Consider the following 20,857-nt stretch of genomic DNA (forward strand, 5'->3'; position numbering starts at 1 on the left):
CCGGCACACCCTCTCCCTCTTTCTTTCTCACCTCTCCAACCACCCGAAAGGGCCTTTGCCATGACCGAAGGAGAAGCAGAAGTGGTGACGACATGACGCGCGCCGTGACCGCGGGCGAAGTGGCGCCGAAGACCTACGCCTGGGAGATCCGCGCCGAAGGGCTGCGGGTACGGGCCGGGGGCCGCACGATGGCCGTCAACGGCCTCGATCTGGAACTCGGTACCGGAGTCCACGGCCTGCTCGGACCCAACGGCGCCGGCAAGACCACCCTCATCCGCGCCCTCGCCACCGTCCTGCGGCCCGCCGGGGGCACCCTCGAACTGCTGGGCTCACCCGCCGACGCGGTGACCCACCGGCGCGAGCTGCGCCGCCGTATCGGCTATCTGCCGCAGGAGTTCGGGTACTACCGGCGCTTCACCGTCCGCGAGTTCGTCGAGTACATGGCGTGGCTGAAGGAGGTGCCGCGCGAGGAGATCCCCGGCGCGGTCCAGCGCGCCGTCGAGCGCGTGGGCCTCGCGGACCGCGCCGACGACCGGCTGAAGACCCTCTCCGGTGGCATGGTGCGGCGCGCGGGGATCGCGCAGGCGATCGTCAACGATCCCCGGATCCTGCTGCTCGACGAGCCGACCGCCGGGCTCGACCCGGCGCAGCGGCTGCGCTTCCGCGAGCTGCTGCATCAACTCGGCACGGACAGCTGTGTGGTCGTCTCGACGCATCTGGTCGAGGACGTCGCGGCGGCCTGTACGGACGTGGTGCTCATCGCCGACGGCGCGCTGGTGTTCCGGGGCACCCCGGACCGGCTCGCCGACGCGGGCGGCGCCGAACACCCGGGCGACAGCCCCATCGAGCGTGGCTACGCGGCGCTGCTCATGCGCTCCGAGCCGGGAAAGGGTACGTGGTGAACAGGGAAGCCCCCGCGCGGCAGGTGCGCACACCTCGAAAGGGCCGGATCCTGCGCGTCGAACTCCGGCGCTCGGCCGCCCTGCCGGCCGGCGTCCTGCTCCTGTTCGTCGCGTTCGCGTTCCTCCAACTGGTCAGTGGACCGTGGTGGGAGGGCGCCGAGAGCTGGACGGCGCAATTCACCTCCACCGCCTGGTGGCAGCGGTTCTCGATGGTGCTCCTGTGGCCGCTGGCGGTGACCGCCGGAGCGGTGCACGGGATACGGGACCGGCGCTCCGGTACGTCCGAGCTCCTCGCGACCACACCGCGCCCGGGGTGGCACCGCGCCACCAGATCCGCGGGCGCGTTCGCGCTCACGCTGAGCGCCGCGTACGTACTCGTGTTCCTCTACGGCGGGGTGCGGGTGCTCGCCAACGACGGATACGTCCACCTCGGCTGGCTGCCGGTGTTGGCGGTCGGCGTACTGGCGCTGGTCGCGGGCGCCCTGCTGGGCATGGGGGTCGCCAGGGCCGTACCGTCCGCGCTGACTCCGCCGGTGCTCGCGCTGGGATCTCTGACGGCGGTGCTGGCCGTGCATGTGACGGTCACGCCCGGCATGGTGCCGAACCGGATCGTGCTCCTCTCCCCCGCCCTCTCCCAGGTGTACAGCACGTTCCTGACCGTCACCTGGCGCGTCCACGCGGGACAGACCGTCTGGCTGCTCGGGCTGGCGGCCACCGGGTTCCTCCTGCTCGTGGCCCGGAGGCCGCGCGCCCGGCTGCTCGCGCTGGGGCCCATAGCGCTGGGCGCGGCCGTCGCGGTGCCGCTCCTGCCGGCCGACTCCGCGCGCAACTACGCGCTCGACAAGGCGTCGACGGCGCTGGTGTGCGAGGGCCGTGTCTGTGTGACGACGTTGCACGAACCCCGGCTGGCGGCGCTCAAGGGTCCCGGCGAGGAGGCCCTGCGACTGCTGGGACGGCTGCCGGACCCGCCGTCGGCGGTGCGCGAGAGCGTCGATCCGTGGCCCGGAGAAGGGAACGGAGGGACGAAGGCGACCCGTTCCGCCCCCGTCGTGGCCACCCCCGCCGTACCCGCCGATGTCGTCCCCGTCGACTTCGAGACCCCGGCTCTCGACGGCGCGACGAACGAGGAGTACACCCGCGCCCTGCTCGCGGGCGCGGGTACGGCGCCGTGTCTCGACGCGGACATGAGCGACCCGGCCGAGGAGCGAGCGCGGGCGTACGACAGGACCAAGGCCGTACGCGAGCTCGCCGCGCGGACCGTGGCCGCCGCCTGGTTCACCGGTGATCTGGAGCCCCTGCGCGGCGCCGCCCCGCTGCGCGCCGACGCCGAGGCGCTGGCAGGACCCGCCTGGGACGCGCTGCGCGCCCTGCCCCCGGACGTACAGCGCGAGCGGATGGCGGCCCTGCGGACGGCCTCGCTCTCCTGCGACGGTGACCTGCTGGACGTACTGAAGGGCGGCGGTCCGCGGTGAGACGGCGGCAGCCGGAACGAGGGGCGGCCCCAGCCCCTCGACAATCCGCCCCCGGGCCGACCACCCGTCGCCCGACCACCCGCCGCCCGTCCGTCCCCCGGCCGACCCCCCGCCGGCCGTCGACCCGCCGGCCGTCGACCCGCTGGCTGACGCTCTACGCGCGCTCCCGCCAAGTCCCCGCGTCGCTCGCCGCCGCCACGCTGCTCGGCGCCCTCGCCACCTGGTCACTCACGCGGGGCACCGGGTCCGGTGATCCGAGGGCTCACGTCCTGCTGCTGACCTCCGTGGTGGCGGCGGGCGCGGTCGGCCTGAGCGGACAGGACCGCGCGCTCGACCGTACGGCGGCGATCCGCTGGGCGCCCCGGCGCGCGGCACATGTCCTGCTCATCGGGGTGCTCGCCGGGACGGTGTCGCTCCTGCTCCTGGCCGCCGGTGACGAGCCGGTGCGGGCCGGGACTCTCCTGCGCGACAGCGCCGGGTCGGCGGGGCTCGCCGCGATCGGGGCGGCGCTGTGGGGCGGCCGGTACGCCTGGACCCTGCCCCTCGGGTGGTGCGCGGTGGCGCTGTTCGTCCCGCCCACGGGCGGGGTGGCGGCCCAGGTCACGACGTGGCTGCTCCAGCCGTCCGGTACGACCGCCGCGGACGCCACGGCGGTCGCTCTCGCCGCGGGCGGCGGGCTGCTCTACGCACTGGCCGGGCCCCGGCGTTGACCGGCCCCCTACCCCTGCGGCGCCACACCGGCCGTACAGCCGTGCCGACTTGTCACTATCGTTCACCCGTCCGCCACCCGCCCGACGACCAGAAGCCATCGGGTGGTACCGGGAGAGGTGAGTGGATATGTCCGATCCACCACGCCTCCCGCAGGGGCGCGGTCCCGTCGACATACCAACTGGAGACCGTATGACCGGCTCAGCCCGTACCCAGCACCGGCCCGACAGCCACCGCACGGCACGGGCCGGGGGCCTCCCGGCCGGCGCGGCGCGCGGTCTGGCCGCCGGACTGGCCGTGGGCGCGCTCGCGTTGGGCGGTGTCGTCGCGAGCGGTTCCCCCGTCGGCGCGGCCCCGGCGGGTACGGCCGGCCCAACCGGAGCGGGAGCCAAGAGCGCCGCCCTCAAGGCCCGGCCGGGCGACCTCCTCGACGTCACGCTCGACCAACTGCGCCCCACCCAGCCCTCCGTGGGCTTCGACCAGATCTACTACAAGCTCGGCCGCTACAGCAGCACCAAGGACGAGCAGAACGGCGACTTCAACAAGCGGTTCGACGACTGGTGCGAGACCAACGGCCAGGAGAAGGCCGCGACGGTGCCGCCGGGCGCCAAGCTCTCCGACCCGTCCACCTTCACCTGCACCGTCCCGGTCGGCCAGGAGACGGACGAGACGCGCGCCGCGATGAAGACGGTCGTCGTCGGCCCCGGCGGCGAGCTGTATCTCACCGACGGACACCACTCCCTGACGTCCTTCCTCGAAACGCCCGACGGCGGCCCGAAGACGCCCATCCGACTGCGCGTCACGGGCAATCTGAGCGGTCTGTCGCCCGCCGCCTTCTGGCGGACGATGCAGGAGAAGAAGTGGGTCTGGCTGCGCGACGAGAACAACAAGCCCATCACCACCGACCAGCTCCCCCAGCGCCTCGGCCTGGCCGGTTTCCATGACGACCGCTACCGCAGCCTGGTCTACTTCACGCGCGACATCGGCTACCGGGCTCCGGCGGAGACGGCGGAGTACCTGGAGTTCCTGTGGGGCACCTGGCTGCGCGACCGCGTGAACCTCGACTCGTACGACCTGGGCTCCCCCGACTCCTATCTGACCGCCGTCCGCGCCGCCTCCGAGGCCATGTCGGGCACGGCCGGTGACACCGTCATCTCCGACGGCCGCACCGCCGACGAGCTGGGCCGGATGGCGGAGTGGAACGACGGGAAGAAGCCGACCGGCGGTGAGTTCGGCAAGCTGAGCGCCCCGATCTCCGACAAGAAGCCAGGCAAGCTCGCGTACGCGCTGGACTTCCGTGGCAGCCTTCCGGCCGCACCCGCCTGCACGAAGACGCTGACCGGCAAGCACACCGGCCCGCTGGTCGTCTCCTCGGGCGTCATCTGTCTGAACGGCACGAGCCAGACCGGCCCGGTCGTGGTCACGGGTGGCGCGAGCCTGATCGCGAAGGGCGCGGACATCACCGGGCCCGTCCAGGCGGTCGGCGCCACCACCGTGGAACTCTGCGGCACCTCGCTGACCGGTCCCCTCTCCGTGGTCAACACCAAGCAGCGGCTGACCCTGTCGGGCCCCGGCTGCACCCCGAACACCCTGAACGGACCGGTCCAGCTGGTCGGCAACCCCTGACCGCACCGGCGCCGGCACCGGTAGCCGCATCGCACCGGTAGCCGCACCGGCGGTACGGAGAAAATCCCTGGGCCGCGCCGAACGGCGCGGCTACAGTGGACGGCATGTTCCGCCACTACTTCTTCCTGTGATTCCGGACCCGCTCCCCAGGTCCGACACTGCTCAGCCCTGCACAAGGGCGTGACAATCCAGGAAGAAGCATGCGCGAACGCGCCCAATTGGCAATGAAAGACGTGTCCAAGGCGTACGGCGACCGGTCGGTTCTCGACCAGGTGTCGCTGACCGTACGTCCCGGCGAGAAGGCCGGAGTCATCGGGGAGAACGGCTCCGGCAAGTCGACGCTGCTGCGGCTGCTCGCCGGGGCGGAACGGCCCGACGACGGTGAGATCACCGTCCATTTCCCCGGCGGCGTCGGCCATCTCGCCCAGACCCTCGCCCTCGATCCCGGTCGGACCGTCCAGGACGCCGTGGACGCGGCCCTGGCCGAACTGCGCGCGCTGGAGCGCCGGATCGCGGCGGCCGAAGCGGCACTCGGCGAGGCGGATCCTGACGAACTGGCCGCCTACGGCGATCTGTTGGCGGCGTACGAGAAACGCGACGGCTACCGCGCGGACGCCCGCGTCGACGCCGCGCTCCATGGCCTCGGGCTCGCCGGGGTGGCCCGGGACCGTACCCTCGGCACACTCTCCGGCGGCGAGCGGTCCCGGCTGGCGCTGGCCTGTGTCCTGGCGTCGGCGCCCGAGCTGCTGCTGCTCGACGAGCCCACCAACCATCTCGACGTCCGCGCGAGCGTCTGGCTGGAGGACCAGCTCAGGGCGCATCGCGGGACGGTCCTCGCCGTCACCCATGACCGGGCGTTCCTGGAGCGGATCGCGACGACGATCCTGGAGGTCGACCGGGACACCCGCGCGGTGACCCGGTACGGCGACGGCTGGAGCGGCTACCGGACGGCGAAGGCAGCGGCCCGGCGCCGCTGGGAGCAGGACCATCTGGAGTACGTGGCCGAGGTGGCGCGTACGGAGGAGCTGGTCGCGGCGGCCGGCCGGCGGCTCGTGGCCACCGGCGGGGATCCGCGCCAGGGCTTCGGCAAGCACCGCCGCTCGCACGAGGCGAAGCTGTCCGGGCAGGTCAGGGCGGCGCGGGAGCGGCTGTGGCGGCTCAAGGAGAGCCCTGTGCCCGCGCCTCCGGAGCCACTGAGGTTCACGGCCGCGCTCGCCTCCGGCGGCGGGGACGGGGTCGTCGCCCAGCTCGACGATGTGGTGGTCGGCGACCGGCTGTCGATCGCCGGTCTCCGTGTGACGGCGGGCGAACGGCTGCTCGTGACCGGCCCCAACGGCGCGGGCAAGACCACACTCCTGCGGGTCCTGGCCGGTGAACTGCGCCCGGACAGCGGTACGGTGCGCCACACCGGCCCGCTCGGCCATCTGGCCCAGGAGCTGCCCCCCGTACCGTCCCGCCGCCCGCTGCTGGGGGCCTTCGCGGCGGGCCGTCCCGGGTTCCCGGAGGAGTACGCGGACGAGCTGCTCGGCCTCGGACTGTTCCGGCCGGACGATCTCGGCGTACCGGTCGCGGCCCTCTCGGTCGGCCAGCGGCGCAGGCTGGAACTGGCCCGGCTGGTGACCCGCCCCGCCGATCTGCTCATCCTCGACGAACCGACGAACCATGTGGCGCTCAGCCTGGTGGAGGAGTTGGAGGAGGCGCTGGCGGCGTACCAGGGGGCGGTGGTGGTGGTCTCGCACGACCGCGGTTTCCGGGCCCGGTTCACGGGCGCGCGGCTGGAGCTGCGGGCGGGCCGTGTGGTGAGCTGACCGGCCGACGCCGCTGACCGACGGGTGGGGGCGGGCCGGCCGTGCGGCCGCCCGTCGGTCAGAGCTTCGCCTGGAAGAGCCCGGCGGGCCGCTCCCGCCGGTAGCCGAGCGCCTCGTTCATCGCCAGCATCGACGCGTTGTCGTCGGCGACGGTGGTACGGATCTCCCGTACGCCCGGGTGCAGTTCACTGAGCCGCCCCAGCAGATGGCGTTTGACGGCGCGGCCCAGACCCCGGCCCCGGTGGGCGGGGACGACCACCGTGTCGTACTGGAGCGCGCGGGTGTCCGAGGGGGCGGTCAGGACGACCTCGGTGTAGGCGACGACGGCGTCGTCCCGCTCGGTGTCCAGGACGGCCGAGGTGAGGACGATCCCGCCGCGCCGCTCGATCAGCCGGGCGGCGGTCCTTACCCGCTCCACGTCCCAGCTCGGGGTGTGTTCGTCCAGCTGTCTGCTGGGCCCCGACACATCACGTCTCGCGCCGTGGGCGCGGGCGAACGCCTCGGCCGTGCCGTCGGGCACGACGCCCGACCAGCCCACGAAGCGCAGCCCCTCCGGCAGGGCGGGCCGCGGAATCTCCTCCAGCGCCTGTGCGACGCGCTGCACGTACCGGCCGAGGCGCAGGACGTTGGTGAAGCCGAGGCTGTCGACGAACGCCTCGCCCGCGCCGCCGAGTTCCAGGACGGTCGAGACCGAGGAGCGTCCCTGGGCGGCGAGTTCGGCGCGTATCGCCGTCCAGAGCGTCGCGCCGACGCCGCGCCGCCGGGCATCGGGGCGTACCACCAGGGCGTCCAGGAAGGCCGTGTGCCGATTGGCCTCGTCGGTGAACAGCAGCAGCGAGGCGACGCCCTCGTACGCGCCGTCCTCGCCCACCGCCACGAGGTGCGCGTTGCGCCCGCTGACCGGCGGGATCCGCAGCTTTCCCGCCGTCTCCGTCCTGCTCGGCTCCGGCGCGGAGGCCGGCAGATCGCGGACATGGGCCGCGCTGATCACCGCGTGCCAGGCGTCTGTCTCGGCGTCCGAGGGCGGGCTTCCCAGAGTGATCAGCATGGATCGAACCTACGCGTACGAGGGTGGTGACGCCCCCGACTTTCGGAGACATCCGGGCGGAACCGGGCCGTACGTCAACGCCCGTACGGCCCGGCGCGTGCGCCACTCGCGGAATCAGGCCGCGGCGTTCTCGGTGATCGTGACCCGTCCCTTGCGGATCGTGGCGAGCCGTGGAGCGCGGCGGGCGATCGAGCTGTCGTGAGTGACCATGATGAAGGTCAGGCCGTGCTCTTTCCAGAGGCCCTCCAGCAGTTCCATGATCTCGTCACGCATCGACTCGTCGAGATTTCCCGTGGGTTCATCGGCGAGCAGCACCTTCGGCCGCTTGACGAGCGCGCGGGCGATGGCGACGCGCTGCTGCTGGCCGCCGGAGAGCTCGCCCGGCACATGGCCGAGCCGTTCGCCGAGGCCGACGGAGGCCAGCGCCTCCGCCGCGCGTTCGCGCCGGGCCGCGCCCTTGAGGCCGAGCGGCACGAGCGCCGTCTCGACATTCTCCTGCGCGGTCAGGGTGGGGATGAGGTTGAAGCTCTGGAAGACGAAGCCGATGCTCTCCGCCCGTACCTTGGTGAGCTTGGCCTCGGGCAGCTTGGCCAGATCCACCCCGTCGAACTCGACGCTGCCCTGCGTCGGCCGGTCGAGGCCGCCGAGCATCTGGAGGAGCGTGGACTTTCCCCCGCCGGTCGGTCCCTGGATGACGAGCCGGCCGCCGTCCTCGATGGTCAGATCGACGCCGGCGAGCGCGTCGACGGTCTTCTTGCCGCGCGAGTAGCGCTTGGTGACGCCTCTGAGCTGGTACACGTTCAACTCCTGCTGTGCGAAATCCTGCTGAAGGGGGACGGGACTACTCGACGCGGCGCAGCGCGTCCGCGGGCCGCAGCCGGGAGGCCCGCCAGCCACCGAAGCCACCGGCGATCAGACCGCCCGCGACGGCCAGCCCCACGGCGATACCGATGGTGGCGAGGGAGACGGGCGCGGTCAGGGCGATGTCGAGGGCCTTGGCCGCGGTCTGGCGCCCGGGGCCGCCGCCGCCCATGGGACCGCCGCCCGCGAGGCCGCCGCCGCCCCCGCCGCCCCCGCCGCCCGTGGCGCCGAGCTGCGCCGTGAGGGTCGGGCTGATGGCGGTGACGAGATAGGCGCCGCCGAGGCCGAGGGCGATCCCGAGCGCACCGCCGAGCAGCCCGTTGACCAGCGCCTCGCCGACCACCTGACGGGTGACCCGGCCGCTCTTCCAGCCGAGCGCCTTGAGCGTGCCGAACTCCCTCACGCGGCGGCTGACGGCCGAGGAGGTGAGCAGACCCGCGACCAGGAAGGCCGCGATCAGCACGGCGATGGAGAGCCACGTTCCGACGGTCGTGGCGAGGTCGGAGGCGGTGGACAGGGAGCCGGACACCGTACCGGCGAGATCGGCGGAGGTGGTGACCGTCGTGTCCGGGATGTTCTTCTGGATGGCGGTCTTGACGCCGGCGATCTGCTGCGAGTCGGCGGCCTTGACGTAGACCGTGGTGACCTTGTCCTTGGAGTCGGCCAGGGTCTGGGCCTTCTTCAGCGGGACGTAGAGGTTGGCGGCGGAGTCGCCGCTGTCGGCGGTGGCGACCCCGACGATGGAGAACTTCGTGCCGGAGATGGTGACGGTCTTGCCGACCGCGAGGCTCTTCTCCTTGGCGTACGCGCTGTCGACGACCGCGACCGCCGCGTCCGTCTCGGTGCTCTCGAACGTACGGCCCGTGGTGATCTTGGACGAGGTCAGCGGGCCGAGCGCGGGCGCGGCCACATCGGTGCCGAAGACGGTGTACGAGTCGACGTCGAACGCGGCGCCGCCGCCCCGGACCTCACCGCCGCCGGAACCGCCCGTACCGCCCTGGCCGGTTCGGCCACCGCCCTGCGGCGGGGTGATCTCGCCGGGTTTGAACTCGCCGTTGACCTTGAGCACGGTCAGGCTGAGCCCGCCGACGGCCTCGGCTACCCCGTCCTGGTCGCCGACCTCGGTGACGGTCGAGGAGGCCAGGGTCTGGAGGCCCTGCACCATCACCCGGTCACTGCTCTGTTCGGCGTCGGAGTCGCCCTTGGCGTCGAACTCGAAGCGCCGGCGGTTGGTGTCGCCCTCGCCGGGCGGGGGCGCGGCCTTGGTGACGGTCATGTCGGTGCCGAGACCGTAGAGCGACTGAAGGACCTTGTCCTGGGCCTGGCTCATGCCCGAGGAGACAGAGCTGACGATGATCACCAGCGCGATGCCCAGGGCGAGCCCCGAGGCGACGACGAGCGCCGCCTTTCTGCGACGGCGCAGCTCGCGCCTGAGGTAGGTGAAGAACATGTGCGCGAAGCTAGGTGCCCGGTGTGATGACGAGTTAAGGACCGGGTGAGAGCGGGATGAGAACGCGAACGGCGGCGGCACCGCAGGAGGTGCCGCCGCCGTTCACACAGGGGCTCGGAGCGGCCGGATGAACCGGGCCGGGTCGGGTCAGGCGGCCGAACCGGCCTGCCACTCGGCCCAGTTCATGTTCCAGCCGTTGAGGCCGTTGTCCGGCGCGATGACCTTGTCGGCGGAGTTCTTGACGACGACCACGTCGCCGAGGAGCGAGTTGTTGTAGAACCAGGCGGCCGGCTGGTTGGGGTCACCCGCGCCCTTCACGTCCTTCAGGCCCACACAGCCGTGGCTCGTGTTGACGTTGCCGAAGGCGTCTCCGCCCCAGTAGCTGCCGTGGATGAAGGTCCCGGACGTGGAGAGCCGCATGGCGTGCGGGACGTCCTTGATGTCGTACTCGCCCTTGCCGTCGTCGTCCGTGAAGCCGACCGTGGCACCGTTCATCCGGGTCTCCTTGAACTTCTCGGAGATCACCATCTGGCCGTTGTAGGTCGTGTTCTCCGGCGAACCGGCGGAGATCGGGATGGTCCTGAGCGTCTTGCCGTCCCGTACGACGGTCATCGTCTTGCTCTTGACGTCGACCGTGCTGACCTGGCTGCGGCCGATCTGGAAGGTGACGGTCTTCTGCTGGACACCGAAGACGCCGTCCGCGCCCTCGACCCCGTCCAGGTTCAGCTTGAGGGTGACCGTGGAGCCGCCGGTCCAGTACTGCTCGGGGCGGAAGTCGAGGCGCTGCTGGTTGAACCAGTGGCCGACGACCTGCTGGCCGCTGCTCGACGTGACGGTGATGCCGTCCTGGACGGCCTTCTTGTCGGTGATCGCCTTGTCGAAGTTGATCGAGACCGGCATACCGACACCGACCGTGGAGCCGTCCTCGGGGGTGAAGTTCCCGATGAAGCTGTTGCTCGGCGAGACGGTGGTGAAGGAGGAGTTCTCATGGGCCTCGCGGCCCTTGTCGTCCTTCGCGGTCGCGGTGATCTTGTACGAGGTGGAGCGTTCCAGCTGGGCGTCCGGCTGCCAGCTCTTGGCGTCGGCGGCCAGGGTGCCCTTGACGTCAGTGCCGTCCGCGGTGGTCATGGTCACGCTGGTGAGGGTGCCCTTGGTGACGGTGACCTTGGCGTCGTTGTTGATACCCACATTCGTCGCGCCGTTCTTGGGCGCGATGGTTATCTGGGCCTGTGAGGTCTCCTTGGCGGCCACCTCGTCCGCCTTGGCCTGCGCGGACGCCGTGCTCTCGGAGGGGCCCTTGTCCGCCCCCTGGCTACAGGCCGAAAGCACCAGTACGCCGCCGAGCGCCACGGACGCGGCCGCGATGACCTTGCGCCGCTTGCTGTCCCTCATCACACGCTTCTCCATCATCGCCGCTAAACCCTGCCGATAACACTTAAGAACACCTGTACCGGTTCGTCCGGTTCCACATCGATCGAAGATGTGGTGAACACCACTCGCCCCGCGGAAACACGGAAGCCCCGGCCCGTCGGCTGCGGCGGACCGGGGCTTACCAGAGTGACACGCCTGCGCGCTACATCCGACCAGCTCCGACCTCGCCCTCGACCCCGGCCTCTTCGCCGTCGTCCTCGTCGTCCTCGTCGAGGCCCCACTCCACCGCGTCGGGGTCGTAGTCGATCAGTTCGCTGGTCCACGAGGCCTGGGCCAGCTCGACCCCCGGCACCTCCTTGACCAGGTCGAAGGGTTCCACCAGATACGCGAGGGCCTCCGCCTCGTCTTCCCGGACAGCGGACCGGGCATGCGTCCGTTCGTCGTCCGGCATGGATTCGTCCGCGCCGATACGGGCGAGGGCGGCGGCGCTCAGTCGCTCGGGGTCATCGACCTCCAGCACCAATTCCACCTGTACCCGAACATACCGTGATGTCTCAGAATCGCTCATACGACGGAGGGTAAGCGCCCGGACCCACGACTTTCCCGCGACCCGCTGCTATCACTAACATCACCGCACCCAGCCAATTCGGCGTTGTCACAAGGGGGATCGATCACGTGTCCGTCGCGCGCCGACCGCTCCTGACCGCTGCCGCCGCCGGTACCTTGCTGTGCGCCCTGTGGTTCGTGCCCTCGGCGAAGGCCACCGAGGAGCAGGGCGGTCACCGGGAGCCGGCGGTATCCGCTCAGAGCCTCACCGCCGGGGAGTCCGAGCAGCTGACCCTCGCCGACACCGGTGGCGTGGACACCACGCCGTATCTGGTCGGCGGGAGCCTCTGTCTCGGGATCGGCGCGGGGTTCGTCGCGTACTCCCGGCGCAGAGGTGCCCGCGTGCCGCTCTGAGCCGCGTACATACGGAGGGGCCGCCCGGACGGCCGGGCGGCCCCTCCGTACGCCCAGCCGTCTCAGGCCAGCGGCCCGGTCACCGGCTCGACCGCGGCGACGAGCCCGCCCCCGCGCACGAACGCGTCGGCCCCGGCGAGATCGGGCGCCAGGAAGCGGTCAGGACCGGGCCCCTCGACGCCCGCCGCGCGCAGGCCGTCGATGGCCGCCTGGGAGGCGGGCGCGGGCGTCAGGCCCGTACGCAGCTCGATCGCGCGCGTCGCCGCGTACAGCTCCACGGCGATCACGCGGGTCAGATTGTCGACGGCGGTACGGAGCTTGCGCGCCGCCGACCAGCCCATGGAGACATGGTCCTCCTGCATCGCGGACGAGGGGATCGAGTCGACCGAGGCCGGCACCGCGAGCCGCTTCATCTCACTGACCAGGGCGGCCTGGGTGTACTGGGCGATCATCAGCCCCGAGTCGACACCCGGGTCGTCGGCGAGGAAGGGCGGCAGCCCGTGCGAGCGGTTCTTGTCCAGGAGCCGGTCCGTACGGCGCTCGGCGATGGACCCGAGGTCGGCCGCGGCGATCGCCAGGAAGTCCAGCACATACGCCACCGGGGCGCCGTGGAAGTTGCCGTTGGACTCCACCCGGCCGTCCGGCAGCACCACGGGGTTGTCGACCGCCGACGCGAGCTCACGCTCGGCCACGACACTCGCGTACGCCAGCGTGTCCCGGCCCGCGCCCGCGACCTGCGGGGCGCAGCGCACGGAGTAGGCGTCCTGGACCCGGGGGGCCTCGTCCTGCTGGAAGTGCCCGGTCAGCCCGGACCCGGCGAGCACCCGCAGCATATTGGCGGCGCTGTCGCCCTGGCCCGGGTGCGGGCGGATGGCGTGCAGCTCGGGAGCGAGGACCTTGGCGGTACCGAGCAGGGCCTCCAGGCTCAGCGCGGCGGTGATGTCGGCGCAGGTGTAGAGCCGCTTCAGATCGGCGATCGCCATGACCAGCATGCCGAGCATGCCGTCGGTCCCGTTGAGCAGGGCGAGCCCTTCCTTCTCCCGCAGCTCCACCGGCTCGATCCCGTGCGCGGCGAGCAGCTCGCCCGCGGGCCGCACGACGCCGTCGGGGCCCTCCGCGTCGCCTTCGCCCATGAGGGTCAGCGCGCAGTGGGAGAGCGGCGCGAGATCCCCGGAGCAGCCGAGCGAGCCGAACTCGTGCACCACGGGCGTGATCCCCGCGTTCAGCACGTCGGCCATGGTCTGCGCCACGCCGGGGCGCACGCCGGTGCGCCCTGACGCGACGGTCTTGAGCCGCAGGAACATCAATGCCCGTACGACGTCCCGCTCGACGCGGGGGCCCATGCCGGCGGCGTGCGACCGCACGATATTGCGCTGGAGCCGGCCCCGGAGATCCTGGCTGATCCACCGGGTCGCGAGCGCCCCGAACCCGGTGGAGACCCCATAGACCGGCTCGGGCTTGGCGGCCAGCGCGTCCACGACCTCCCGAGCGGCGGCGAGCGCGTCGAGCGCCTCGACGGAGAGCTCGACGCGGGCGTGCCCCCGGGCGACGGCGACCACGTCCTCGGCGGTCGTCCCGGACGTCCCCACCACGACAGTGTGCATATCCATATTCAGGAGCGTACGGACTGAATCTAACCGTGTCACTAGCGGTACGGGTGTCGTCGTCGGCCGGGGGCCGGGGCCTCCGGAGGTACATGTCCGGACGGCACGATTTACGGCGCGACCCTGCCCAAACGATGGTTCGGGCGTCCACGCGCCACAAATCACGCTTTAGTGTCCGGACACGCACCTCCTCCGACCCCGACCCCCTCCCCCCGGTGGTCGCACTCGCCCTCGCGGTCGGCCGGGCCAGTCGGTGACGGGCGGTGAAGGGGGGCGCGCAGGGATCGTGTCCGGGACGTAGAGCGTGATTTGTGGCGCGCGAACGCCCGAACGAACGACAGGCCAGAACCGCGCCGTAAATCATGCAGTCCCGGACGCGAACCCGGAGCGACCACCGGCAACAACCCGCACACAACCACCGGCCCCAGCCAAAACTACGACCCCCCGCCGGAAGGCGCATCGCGGAAGCGTCTGCGGTCCCCGTCCCCCCGCACCGGCGGCGCGTCCGCCAGCCTCAGCACCGCCCCGTCCCGCCCCGCCACCACCGGCCCCCCCGCCCGCGCCGCCTTCGCCCGGTACTGCGCCGCGTCCGCCAGGCGGAACAGCCGTCGCGCCGACGGCACCTCCCCGATCGGATCCCCCGTCGACGCGATCCCGCACGCCACGCCCTCGCCCAGGTCCAGCGCGGCCGCCCGCTCGCACAGCTCCGCCGCCACCGCCAGCACCTCGTCCGAGGTGGGCCCCACCGTCAGCAGACAGAACTCGTCCCCGCCGAGGCGTGCCACCAGCGCGCCGGGCAGCCGCGCGCCGCAGACGGACAGCAGCGTGGCGAACCGTTCCAGCAGGCGGTCACCGGCCGCGTGGCCCTGGGTGTCGTTGACCCTCTTGAGGCCGTTGAGGTCGCAGACGACCAGGCTGACGACGGCCCCCTCCTGCCGGTGGCGCCCGATCGCCTCGTCGAGCCGTACATCGACCGCGCGACGGTTCGCGAGGCCCGTCAGCGGGTCGGTGAAGGCGAGTCGGCGGACCTCTTCCAGGCGCTCGGTCTGGGCGATCCCCGCCGCCACCACCGACGCGATGACGGTCGCGAAATCCGCGTCGGCCGCGTCGAACAGCGGGGCTTCCGGGGGTCTGGCCACATACAGCTCGCCCCACGCCCGGCCGTGCAGCACGATCGGCGCGACGACACAGCAGCCACGGCCGCGCCTGCGCAGCGCGGCCACGCGCTGGTGGTTGTAGCCGGGCCCGCCTGACACCCCCGGCGCCGGTACGACCGCCGGCCCCGCCGCGGTCTCGACCCACGCCTGCGGGCCGCCGCCCGCCGCCCACCGCCCGTGCAGGAACTCCGCGATCTCGGGGAACTCGTGCACGGGGTACGTCTCGTCCTTGGGGAACTCCTCCTCCCCCGCGACCCGCGCCCCCGTGTTCACCAGCACCCTGAGATGCCCGAGTTCCCGCTCCCACGACGACAGCGCCGCGAAGCTCCCCCCGAGCGCCTCCAGCGCGCCGTGCGCGGCGGCCCGCCAGGACTCGATCGCCGTAGGGGCCGCCGCCATCGCCTGAGACAGTTCCACTATGGCGCGCAGTCGCCCATCCACTCCCATCGCCCCAGCTTAAGACGGTTTGAGGGGATTTGATCATCTGGCGGGATGGGGGATCGTTGCGCGTTCACCCACAGGGCGCGTTCACTCTCCGGGCCACTGCGGCTTCCGCTTCTCGTTGAACGCGGCGACCCCTTCCGCCCGGTCCCCGGAGAACGCGACGGACCGCCACGCGGCGTCCTCGACCTCAAGCCCCGCCCGCAGATCGAGCCCGTGCCCGAGCCGCAGCGCGCGCTTGGCGGCGCGCAGGCCGACGGGCGAGTTGGCGGCGATACGGCCGGCCAGGGCCAGGGCCTCGTCCCGGTCGGCGCCCTCGTCCACCAGCTGGTCGACGAGTCCCAGCGCCGCCGCCTCGGCGGCGGCCACCCGCCGTGCGGTGAAGACCAGTTCGGCGGCGCGCGCGGCGCCGACCCGGCGCGGCAGCAGCTGCGTACCCCCGCCGCCGGGGATCACCCCGACCGACACCTCGGGCAGCCCCACGACCGCCGTGGAATCCGCGACGATCAGATCGCAGGCGAGCGCCAGCTCGAAGCCGCCGCCCAGCGCGAAGCCGTGTACCGCCGCGACGGTCGGCATCGGCAGTTCCAGTACGCCGGTGTACGCGGCCCGCGCGGTCGGCCGCTGGCGCAGGAGTTCGGCGTCGCTGAAGGAGTTGCGCTCCTTGAGGTCCGCGCCGACGCAGAAGGCCCGCTCGTGGGTGGAGGTCAGCACCGTGGCCCGTACGTCCCGGTCGGCGCCGAGCGCGGCGCAGGCGTTCCCGAGGGACCTGGCCAGCTCGGTGGAGACGGCGTTCATGGCCTTGGGCCGGTCCAGGGCCAGTTCCGCGACATGCCCGCCCTGCCCGTGCCGCCGTACGACGACGAACTCCCCGAACCTCTGCTCAGCCTCAGCCATGACCGCACCCTCCCGGTTAACGACGGTTCACTTCACCGGGGCCGATCCTAGGGGGCGGCTTCGGCCCAAGGGCAGGGCCGGACAGGCCCTAGGTGCTCCGCCGCCCCATCAGCCAGGGCTCGACCACACCCAGACCCCGCACCGGCCGCTGCCACATCGGCTGGAGCCCGAAGCGGTACGAGGGCAGTGCCACGCCCTCCTTGTCGGCCTTCGCCGCCGCCTCCGCCGCCTGCGCCTCCGAGGCCGGGGCGTCGCCCGTGCGGATCAGCTCCTCCGCGAACGCGCCGTCGACCAGGACCGTGTCCTTCGGCGCTATCGACGTGAGCCGGCTCGCGAGGTTCACCGTCGTACCGAACACGTCACCCATCCGCGTCGTGACCGTCCCGAACGCGATCCCGACGCGCAGCGCCGGCATCGACTCGTCATGGGTCATGGTCTCTATCAGGCGCAGCGCTATCTCCGCGGCCGTTCCCGCGTCGTCCGCCGCGAACAGGACCTCGTCGCCCAGGGTCTTGATCAGCCGGCCGCCGTGCGCGGCGACGAGGTCGGCGGCGGTCGTCTCGAACGCCTCGACCAGCTCGCCGAGCTCCTCCTCCTCCAGCCGCCGGGTCAGCCGGGTGAACCCGACGAGGTCGGCGAAGCCGACGGCGAGCCGGCGGTCGACCATCTCGTCGTCGTCCGCGGCCTGGACGACACGGCCCGTGGCGGCGGCGAGCTGGCGCCGCCACACATAGACGAGGAACTCCTCCAGCTCGGGCAGGAGCAGTTCCACCAGCGGGTAGGTGACTTCGGTACGGGTCATGCCGGGCTCGGGCGGCTCGGTCAGGCCCTCCAGGAAGGAATCGATCTGCCACTCCGCCAGCCGGGCGGTGGTCTGCCCGGTCGAGCGGGCGACCTGGATCGCCATCGGCTCGCTGAGCAGCCCCGCCTCCACCAGACCGGCGAGCCGCCGCAGGGCCAGTACGTCCGCCTCCGTGAGCGCCTTGGCCTGGCCGATGTCGGCGAAGCCCATGGCGCGCCAGAAGCGGGAGGCGAGGTCCATCGAGACCCCGGCGGTACGGGCGGCCTGGAAGGCGGTGTAGCGGCGGTCGGCGCCGAGGATGAGCTGTTCGAGGCGGATGGCCAGCGGGTCGTCGGACGGCTCGGCCGTGTGGTCGACGACATGGTGGGGAGTGGGGTGTGCCGAAGACTCCGACGGCGGCTGCGCGTCCTCGCCGGAAGTCGAATCGTCGACGGTCACCGGCCGCCTCCTGCCCGTTCCCTGCGCACTGCCCTGCCGATCTGTCGTGGACCGCCTCAACGATACGGCAGATGTGCGCTGGCTCACGTATCGCGGGGGCACCCGGATCGGGGCGCGACGGTCCGGTCACGGGCCGTCGCCAGTGGCCGCACGAGGGCCGGCCCGGCGACGGGTGCCATGTGCACTTTGCATATGCCCACACCGGAGGACGAGCCCCCGGATCCGCCCGCGAGTTCAGGCGACCGGCCGCAGATGGACGATGTCGCCCGCGCCGACCGGATGCCGGGCGCCGTCCTCCGTGGTGACCACCAGCCGTCCGTCGCCGTCCACGGCCACCGCCTCACCGACCAGCTCGCGATCGCCCGGCAGGACCGCGCGTACGGTGCGGCCCAGCGTCGCGCACCCCGCCGCGTACGCCTCCTGGAGCCGGGACGCGGCCGGATCGCCGCCCGCCTCGCGCCACTCCCCGTACCACCGCTCCAGCGCCCGCAGGACCCCGCGCAGCAGGGTGTCGCGGTCGAGGGAGACCGCGTTCGCCAGGGCCAGCGAACCGGCCGCCGGTACGGGCAGTTCCGCCGCGTGCAGCGAGACATTCACGCCGACACCCACCACGACCGCGTCGTCCCCCGCCCGCTCCGCGAGGATCCCGCCGGCCTTCCGCTCCTCGCCGCCCACGGTCACCAGCAGGTCATTGGGCCATTTGAGTGCCGTGTCCACGCCCGCGGCCCGCGCCAGCCCGGTCGCGACGGCCACTCCGGTCAGCAGCGGCAGCCAGCCGTAGCGGTGGACGGGTACCCCGGGGCCGGGCCGGAGCAGTACGGAGAAGAAGAGCCCGGAGCGCGCCGGCGCGGTCCAGCGCCGGTCCAGCCGGCCGCGGCCCGCCGTCTGCTCCTCGGCGATCAGTACGGTGCCCTCCGGCGCCCCCGGTGTGCCGTCCGCCCCCGGCCTGGCCCGCGCGGACAGATCGGAGTTGGTGGATCCGGTGGCGGTGACCACGTCGAGCGAGCTCCACAGCCCGTCGGGCCGGATCAGCCCGCGGCGCAGCGCGCGTTCGTTCAGCGGGGGGCGTTCGAGGTCGGACCAGCGGCTCTCGGGTGCATGGGGATCCGTCATGCAAGCCACCCTAGGTGTGGCCAACACCGCACTGCCGAACGGTATCCGCGCCGATACCCTACGGATCAGTAGCACCCGGAACACCCGCATCCGTGAACCCGCAGGGAGCCGCATCCCGATGTCCGAGCCGGAAAACGCCCGAGGAATCCCCCACGGAACCGCCGCCCACACCACCGCGGGCAAGATCGCGGATCTCCAGCGGCGCATCGAGGAAGCCACGCACGCGGGTTCCGCGCGCGCCGTGGAGAAGCAGCACGCCAAGGGCAAGCTGACGGCCCGCGAACGGGTGGATCTGCTGCTCGACGAGGGGTCCTTCGTCGAACTGGACGAGTTCGCCAGGCACCGCTCCACCAATTTCGGCATCGAGAAGAACCGCCCGTACGGCGACGGGGTCGTCACCGGCTACGGCACGGTCGACGGCCGTCCGGTCTGTGTCTACTCGCAGGACTTCACGATCTTCGGCGGCTCGCTCGGCGAGGTCTACGGCGAGAAGATCGTGAAGGTCATGGACTTCGCGCTGAAGACCGGATGTCCGGTCATCGGCATCAACGACGGCGGCGGCGCCCGGATCCAGGAGGGCGTGGTCGCCCTCGGCCTCTTCGCCGAGATCTTCCGCCGCAATGTGCACGCCTCGGGCGTCGTACCGCAGATCAGCCTGATCGTCGGCCCGTGCGCGGGCGGCGCGGTCTACTCCCCCGCGATCACCGACTTCACGGTGATGGTCGACCAGACCTCGCACATGTTCATCACGGGTCCCGATGTCATCAAGACGGTGACCGGCGAGGACGTGGGCTTCGAGGAGCTGGGCGGCGCCCGTACGCACAACACGACCTCCGGCGTCGCGCACCACATGGCGGGCGACGAGAAGGACGCCATCGAGTACGTCAAGTCCCTGCTGTCGTACCTCCCCTCGAACAACCTGTCCGAGCCGCCCGCCTTCCCCGAGGTGGCGGAGCTGGCGACGACGGACGAGGACCGCGAGCTGGACACGCTGATCCCGGACTCCGCGAACCAGCCGTACGACATGCACGCGGCCATCGAGCACGTACTGGACGACGCCGAATTCCTGGAGACCCAGGCGCTGTTCGCGCCGAACATCATCACCGGCTTCGGCCGGGTCGAGGGTTTCCCGGTCGGGATCGTGGCGAACCAGCCGATGCAGTTCGCGGGCTGTCTGGACATCAACGCCTCCGAGAAGGCCGCGCGGTTCGTCCGTACGTGCGACGCCTTCAACGTCCCGGTGCTGACCTTCGTGGACGTCCCCGGGTTCCTGCCGGGGGTCGACCAGGAGTACGGCGGCATCATCCGGCGCGGCGCCAAGCTGATCTACGCGTACGCCGAGGCCACGGTCCCGCTGATCACGGTGATCACCCGCAAGGCGTTCGGCGGCGCGTACGACGTCATGGGCTCCAAGCATCTGGGCGCCGACCTCAATGTGGCCTGGCCGACCGCGCAGATCGCGGTGATGGGCGCGCAGGGCGCGGTGAACATCCTGCACCGCCGCACGATCGCGGCGGCCGGTGATGTGACGGCGCAGGAGGAGACGCGCGCCGAACTGATCCAGCAGTACGAGGACACGCTGCTCAATCCGTACGCGGCGGCCGAGCGCGGCTATGTCGACGCGGTCATCATGCCGTCGGAGACCCGGGCGCACATCGTCAAGGGCCTGCGTCAGCTGCGGACGAAGCGGGAAAGCCTGCCTCCGAAGAAGCACGGCAACATCCCCCTGTAGGACTCCGGGAAGGGCGCCGAAATGATCAAGGTTGTACGAGGAAACCCGACCCGGGAGGAGCTGGCCGCCGCGCTCGCGGTGGTCCGGGCGCGCGCGGCGGCGGTGGCGGACTCACCGCCGGGCGCGGCCGAGCCCCCCGCCGAGTGGTCGGCCCCGACACGGATCGCCCGCCGCCGGCTCCCGGAGCCGGGCCCGCGGGCGTGGGCGCGTACGTACTGGCCCGGCTAGGACGTCACCGCGGCGCCTGAGTACCCATACTCAGGCGCCGCGGACCGGGCGGCCGGAGTATCGGTCCCATGCTGTGGTCCGACCCGGAGAACGAGCCGCCCAGGGAGATGCGCGACGCGCAGCTCATGCTGCGCCGCGCCGGGATCCTGCTCGCCCTGGCCGTGGTGGTCGCCATGATCGTGCTCGGCCTCGGCTGATCACCTCCCGGTGACCTCCCCCGTACCGGCCGGACGCGGCGA

The 20,857-nt window shown here is 72.1% G+C and carries 19 protein-coding genes; 9 read left to right on the plus strand and 10 right to left on the minus strand.

What is annotated here, in order from left to right; genetic code table 11:
- Window positions 1-92: 92 nt before the first annotated feature.
- From M1203_RS04330 to abc-f, 5 genes are all read left to right on the plus strand, one after another.
- The gene (locus M1203_RS04330) at window positions 93-902 is read left to right on the plus strand and encodes an ABC transporter ATP-binding protein (RefSeq protein WP_249948143.1); all 810 of its coding nucleotides are present in this window, start codon (window positions 93-95) and stop codon (window positions 900-902) included.
- Window positions 899-2,374 (plus strand): hypothetical protein, encoded by a 1,476-nt coding sequence (locus tag M1203_RS04335; RefSeq protein WP_249948144.1) that lies wholly within the window; start codon window positions 899-901, stop codon window positions 2,372-2,374. Before M1203_RS04330 ends, M1203_RS04335 begins: the two co-directional genes overlap by 4 nt.
- A gap of 146 nt (window positions 2,375-2,520) precedes the next feature.
- On the plus strand, window positions 2,521-3,084 hold the full coding sequence (locus M1203_RS04340) for a hypothetical protein (protein ID WP_249948511.1): 564 nt from the start codon (window positions 2,521-2,523) through the stop codon (window positions 3,082-3,084).
- Between the two features lie 190 nt (window positions 3,085-3,274).
- Window positions 3,275-4,708, plus strand: a complete 1,434-nt coding sequence (locus M1203_RS04345) for a ParB/Srx family N-terminal domain-containing protein (RefSeq protein ID WP_249948145.1) — start codon at window positions 3,275-3,277, stop codon at window positions 4,706-4,708.
- A 200-nt stretch (window positions 4,709-4,908) separates the two neighbouring features.
- Entirely contained in the window at window positions 4,909-6,516 is a 1,608-nt protein-coding gene (gene abc-f / locus M1203_RS04350; RefSeq protein ID WP_249948146.1) for a ribosomal protection-like ABC-F family protein, read from the plus strand.
- 58 nt (window positions 6,517-6,574) lie between these two features.
- Here the strand turns inward: abc-f and M1203_RS04355 are convergent, their stop codons facing one another.
- The 5 genes from M1203_RS04355 to M1203_RS04375 form a co-directional block, all read right to left on the minus strand.
- Window positions 6,575-7,564 carry a GNAT family N-acetyltransferase gene (locus M1203_RS04355; protein ID WP_249948147.1) on the minus strand — a complete coding sequence of 330 codons (990 nt, stop codon included), beginning with the start codon at window positions 7,562-7,564 and terminating at the stop codon, window positions 6,575-6,577.
- Between the two features lie 114 nt (window positions 7,565-7,678).
- Entirely contained in the window at window positions 7,679-8,362 is a 684-nt protein-coding gene (locus tag M1203_RS04360; RefSeq protein WP_249948148.1) for an ABC transporter ATP-binding protein, read from the minus strand.
- A gap of 43 nt (window positions 8,363-8,405) precedes the next feature.
- A complete protein-coding gene (locus M1203_RS04365; protein ID WP_249948149.1) occupies window positions 8,406-9,875 on the minus strand; it encodes an ABC transporter permease in 1,470 nt (489 codons plus the stop codon).
- Window positions 9,876-10,022: 147 nt separating this feature from the next.
- Window positions 10,023-11,282 carry an Ig-like domain-containing protein gene (locus tag M1203_RS04370; RefSeq protein WP_249948512.1) on the minus strand — a complete coding sequence of 420 codons (1,260 nt, stop codon included), beginning with the start codon at window positions 11,280-11,282 and terminating at the stop codon, window positions 10,023-10,025.
- Window positions 11,283-11,448: 166 nt separating this feature from the next.
- On the minus strand, window positions 11,449-11,814 hold the full coding sequence (locus tag M1203_RS04375; RefSeq protein WP_249948150.1) for a hypothetical protein: 366 nt from the start codon (window positions 11,812-11,814) through the stop codon (window positions 11,449-11,451).
- A 107-nt stretch (window positions 11,815-11,921) separates the two neighbouring features.
- Here M1203_RS04375 and M1203_RS04380 point away from each other — a divergent pair, with 107 nt between their 5' ends.
- Entirely contained in the window at window positions 11,922-12,206 is a 285-nt protein-coding gene (locus M1203_RS04380) for an LAETG motif-containing sortase-dependent surface protein (RefSeq protein ID WP_249948151.1), read from the plus strand.
- A gap of 62 nt (window positions 12,207-12,268) precedes the next feature.
- On the opposite strand, the gene hutH is transcribed toward M1203_RS04380, so the two are convergent.
- The 5 genes from hutH to M1203_RS04405 form a co-directional block, all read right to left on the minus strand.
- The gene (hutH, locus tag M1203_RS04385; RefSeq protein WP_249948152.1) at window positions 12,269-13,816 is read right to left on the minus strand and encodes a histidine ammonia-lyase; all 1,548 of its coding nucleotides are present in this window, start codon (window positions 13,814-13,816) and stop codon (window positions 12,269-12,271) included.
- Window positions 13,817-14,244: 428 nt separating this feature from the next.
- On the minus strand, window positions 14,245-15,414 hold the full coding sequence (locus M1203_RS04390) for a diguanylate cyclase domain-containing protein (RefSeq protein ID WP_249948153.1): 1,170 nt from the start codon (window positions 15,412-15,414) through the stop codon (window positions 14,245-14,247).
- A gap of 81 nt (window positions 15,415-15,495) precedes the next feature.
- Window positions 15,496-16,305, minus strand: coding sequence for an enoyl-CoA hydratase/isomerase family protein (locus M1203_RS04395; protein WP_249948154.1), 810 nt, complete (start codon window positions 16,303-16,305; stop codon window positions 15,496-15,498).
- An 88-nt stretch (window positions 16,306-16,393) separates the two neighbouring features.
- Window positions 16,394-17,545, minus strand: coding sequence for an adenylate/guanylate cyclase domain-containing protein (locus M1203_RS04400; protein ID WP_249948155.1), 1,152 nt, complete (start codon window positions 17,543-17,545; stop codon window positions 16,394-16,396).
- 234 nt (window positions 17,546-17,779) lie between these two features.
- Complete coding sequence (locus M1203_RS04405) at window positions 17,780-18,658, minus strand: biotin--[acetyl-CoA-carboxylase] ligase (RefSeq protein ID WP_249948156.1); 879 nt, start codon at window positions 18,656-18,658, stop codon at window positions 17,780-17,782.
- Between the two features lie 118 nt (window positions 18,659-18,776).
- On the opposite strand from M1203_RS04405, the gene M1203_RS04410 reads away from it, so the two are divergent.
- From M1203_RS04410 to mmpB, 3 genes are all read left to right on the plus strand, one after another.
- Window positions 18,777-20,390: an acyl-CoA carboxylase subunit beta gene (locus M1203_RS04410; protein WP_249948157.1), complete on the plus strand. Its 1,614-nt coding sequence runs from the start codon at window positions 18,777-18,779 to the stop codon at window positions 20,388-20,390.
- Window positions 20,391-20,411: 21 nt separating this feature from the next.
- Entirely contained in the window at window positions 20,412-20,618 is a 207-nt protein-coding gene (locus tag M1203_RS04415; RefSeq protein ID WP_249948158.1) for an acyl-CoA carboxylase epsilon subunit, read from the plus strand.
- A gap of 68 nt (window positions 20,619-20,686) precedes the next feature.
- On the plus strand, window positions 20,687-20,815 hold the full coding sequence (mmpB, locus tag M1203_RS38650) for a morphogenic membrane protein MmpB (RefSeq protein WP_283958182.1): 129 nt from the start codon (window positions 20,687-20,689) through the stop codon (window positions 20,813-20,815).
- Window positions 20,816-20,857: the final 42 nt, after the last annotated feature.

Source organism: Streptomyces sp. 35G-GA-8 (assembly GCF_023534745.1).
Classification (GTDB): domain Bacteria; phylum Actinomycetota; class Actinomycetes; order Streptomycetales; family Streptomycetaceae; genus Streptomyces.

What these genes read in the sequence shown, in the direction of transcription:
- M1203_RS04365 (WP_249948149.1), bottom strand. Translation starts at nt 9,875, where the DNA reads ATGTTCTTCACCTACCTCAGGCGCGAGCTGCGCCGTCGCAGAAAGGCG.
- mmpB (WP_283958182.1), top strand. Translation starts at nt 20,687, where the DNA reads ATGCTGTGGTCCGACCCGGAGAACGAGCCGCCCAGGGAGATGCGCGAC.
- M1203_RS04395 (WP_249948154.1), bottom strand. Translation starts at nt 16,305, where the DNA reads ATGGCTGAGGCTGAGCAGAGGTTCGGGGAGTTCGTCGTCGTACGGCGG.
- M1203_RS04330 (WP_249948143.1), top strand. Translation starts at nt 93, where the DNA reads ATGACGCGCGCCGTGACCGCGGGCGAAGTGGCGCCGAAGACCTACGCC.
- abc-f (WP_249948146.1), top strand. Translation starts at nt 4,909, where the DNA reads ATGCGCGAACGCGCCCAATTGGCAATGAAAGACGTGTCCAAGGCGTAC.
- M1203_RS04345 (WP_249948145.1), top strand. Translation starts at nt 3,275, where the DNA reads ATGACCGGCTCAGCCCGTACCCAGCACCGGCCCGACAGCCACCGCACG.
- M1203_RS04355 (WP_249948147.1), bottom strand. Translation starts at nt 7,564, where the DNA reads ATGCTGATCACTCTGGGAAGCCCGCCCTCGGACGCCGAGACAGACGCC.
- hutH (WP_249948152.1), bottom strand. Translation starts at nt 13,816, where the DNA reads ATGGATATGCACACTGTCGTGGTGGGGACGTCCGGGACGACCGCCGAG.
- M1203_RS04405 (WP_249948156.1), bottom strand. Translation starts at nt 18,658, where the DNA reads ATGACGGATCCCCATGCACCCGAGAGCCGCTGGTCCGACCTCGAACGC.
- M1203_RS04415 (WP_249948158.1), top strand. Translation starts at nt 20,412, where the DNA reads ATGATCAAGGTTGTACGAGGAAACCCGACCCGGGAGGAGCTGGCCGCC.
- M1203_RS04370 (WP_249948512.1), bottom strand. Translation starts at nt 11,282, where the DNA reads ATGGAGAAGCGTGTGATGAGGGACAGCAAGCGGCGCAAGGTCATCGCG.
- M1203_RS04375 (WP_249948150.1), bottom strand. Translation starts at nt 11,814, where the DNA reads ATGAGCGATTCTGAGACATCACGGTATGTTCGGGTACAGGTGGAATTG.
- M1203_RS04410 (WP_249948157.1), top strand. Translation starts at nt 18,777, where the DNA reads ATGTCCGAGCCGGAAAACGCCCGAGGAATCCCCCACGGAACCGCCGCC.
- M1203_RS04390 (WP_249948153.1), bottom strand. Translation starts at nt 15,414, where the DNA reads ATGGGAGTGGATGGGCGACTGCGCGCCATAGTGGAACTGTCTCAGGCG.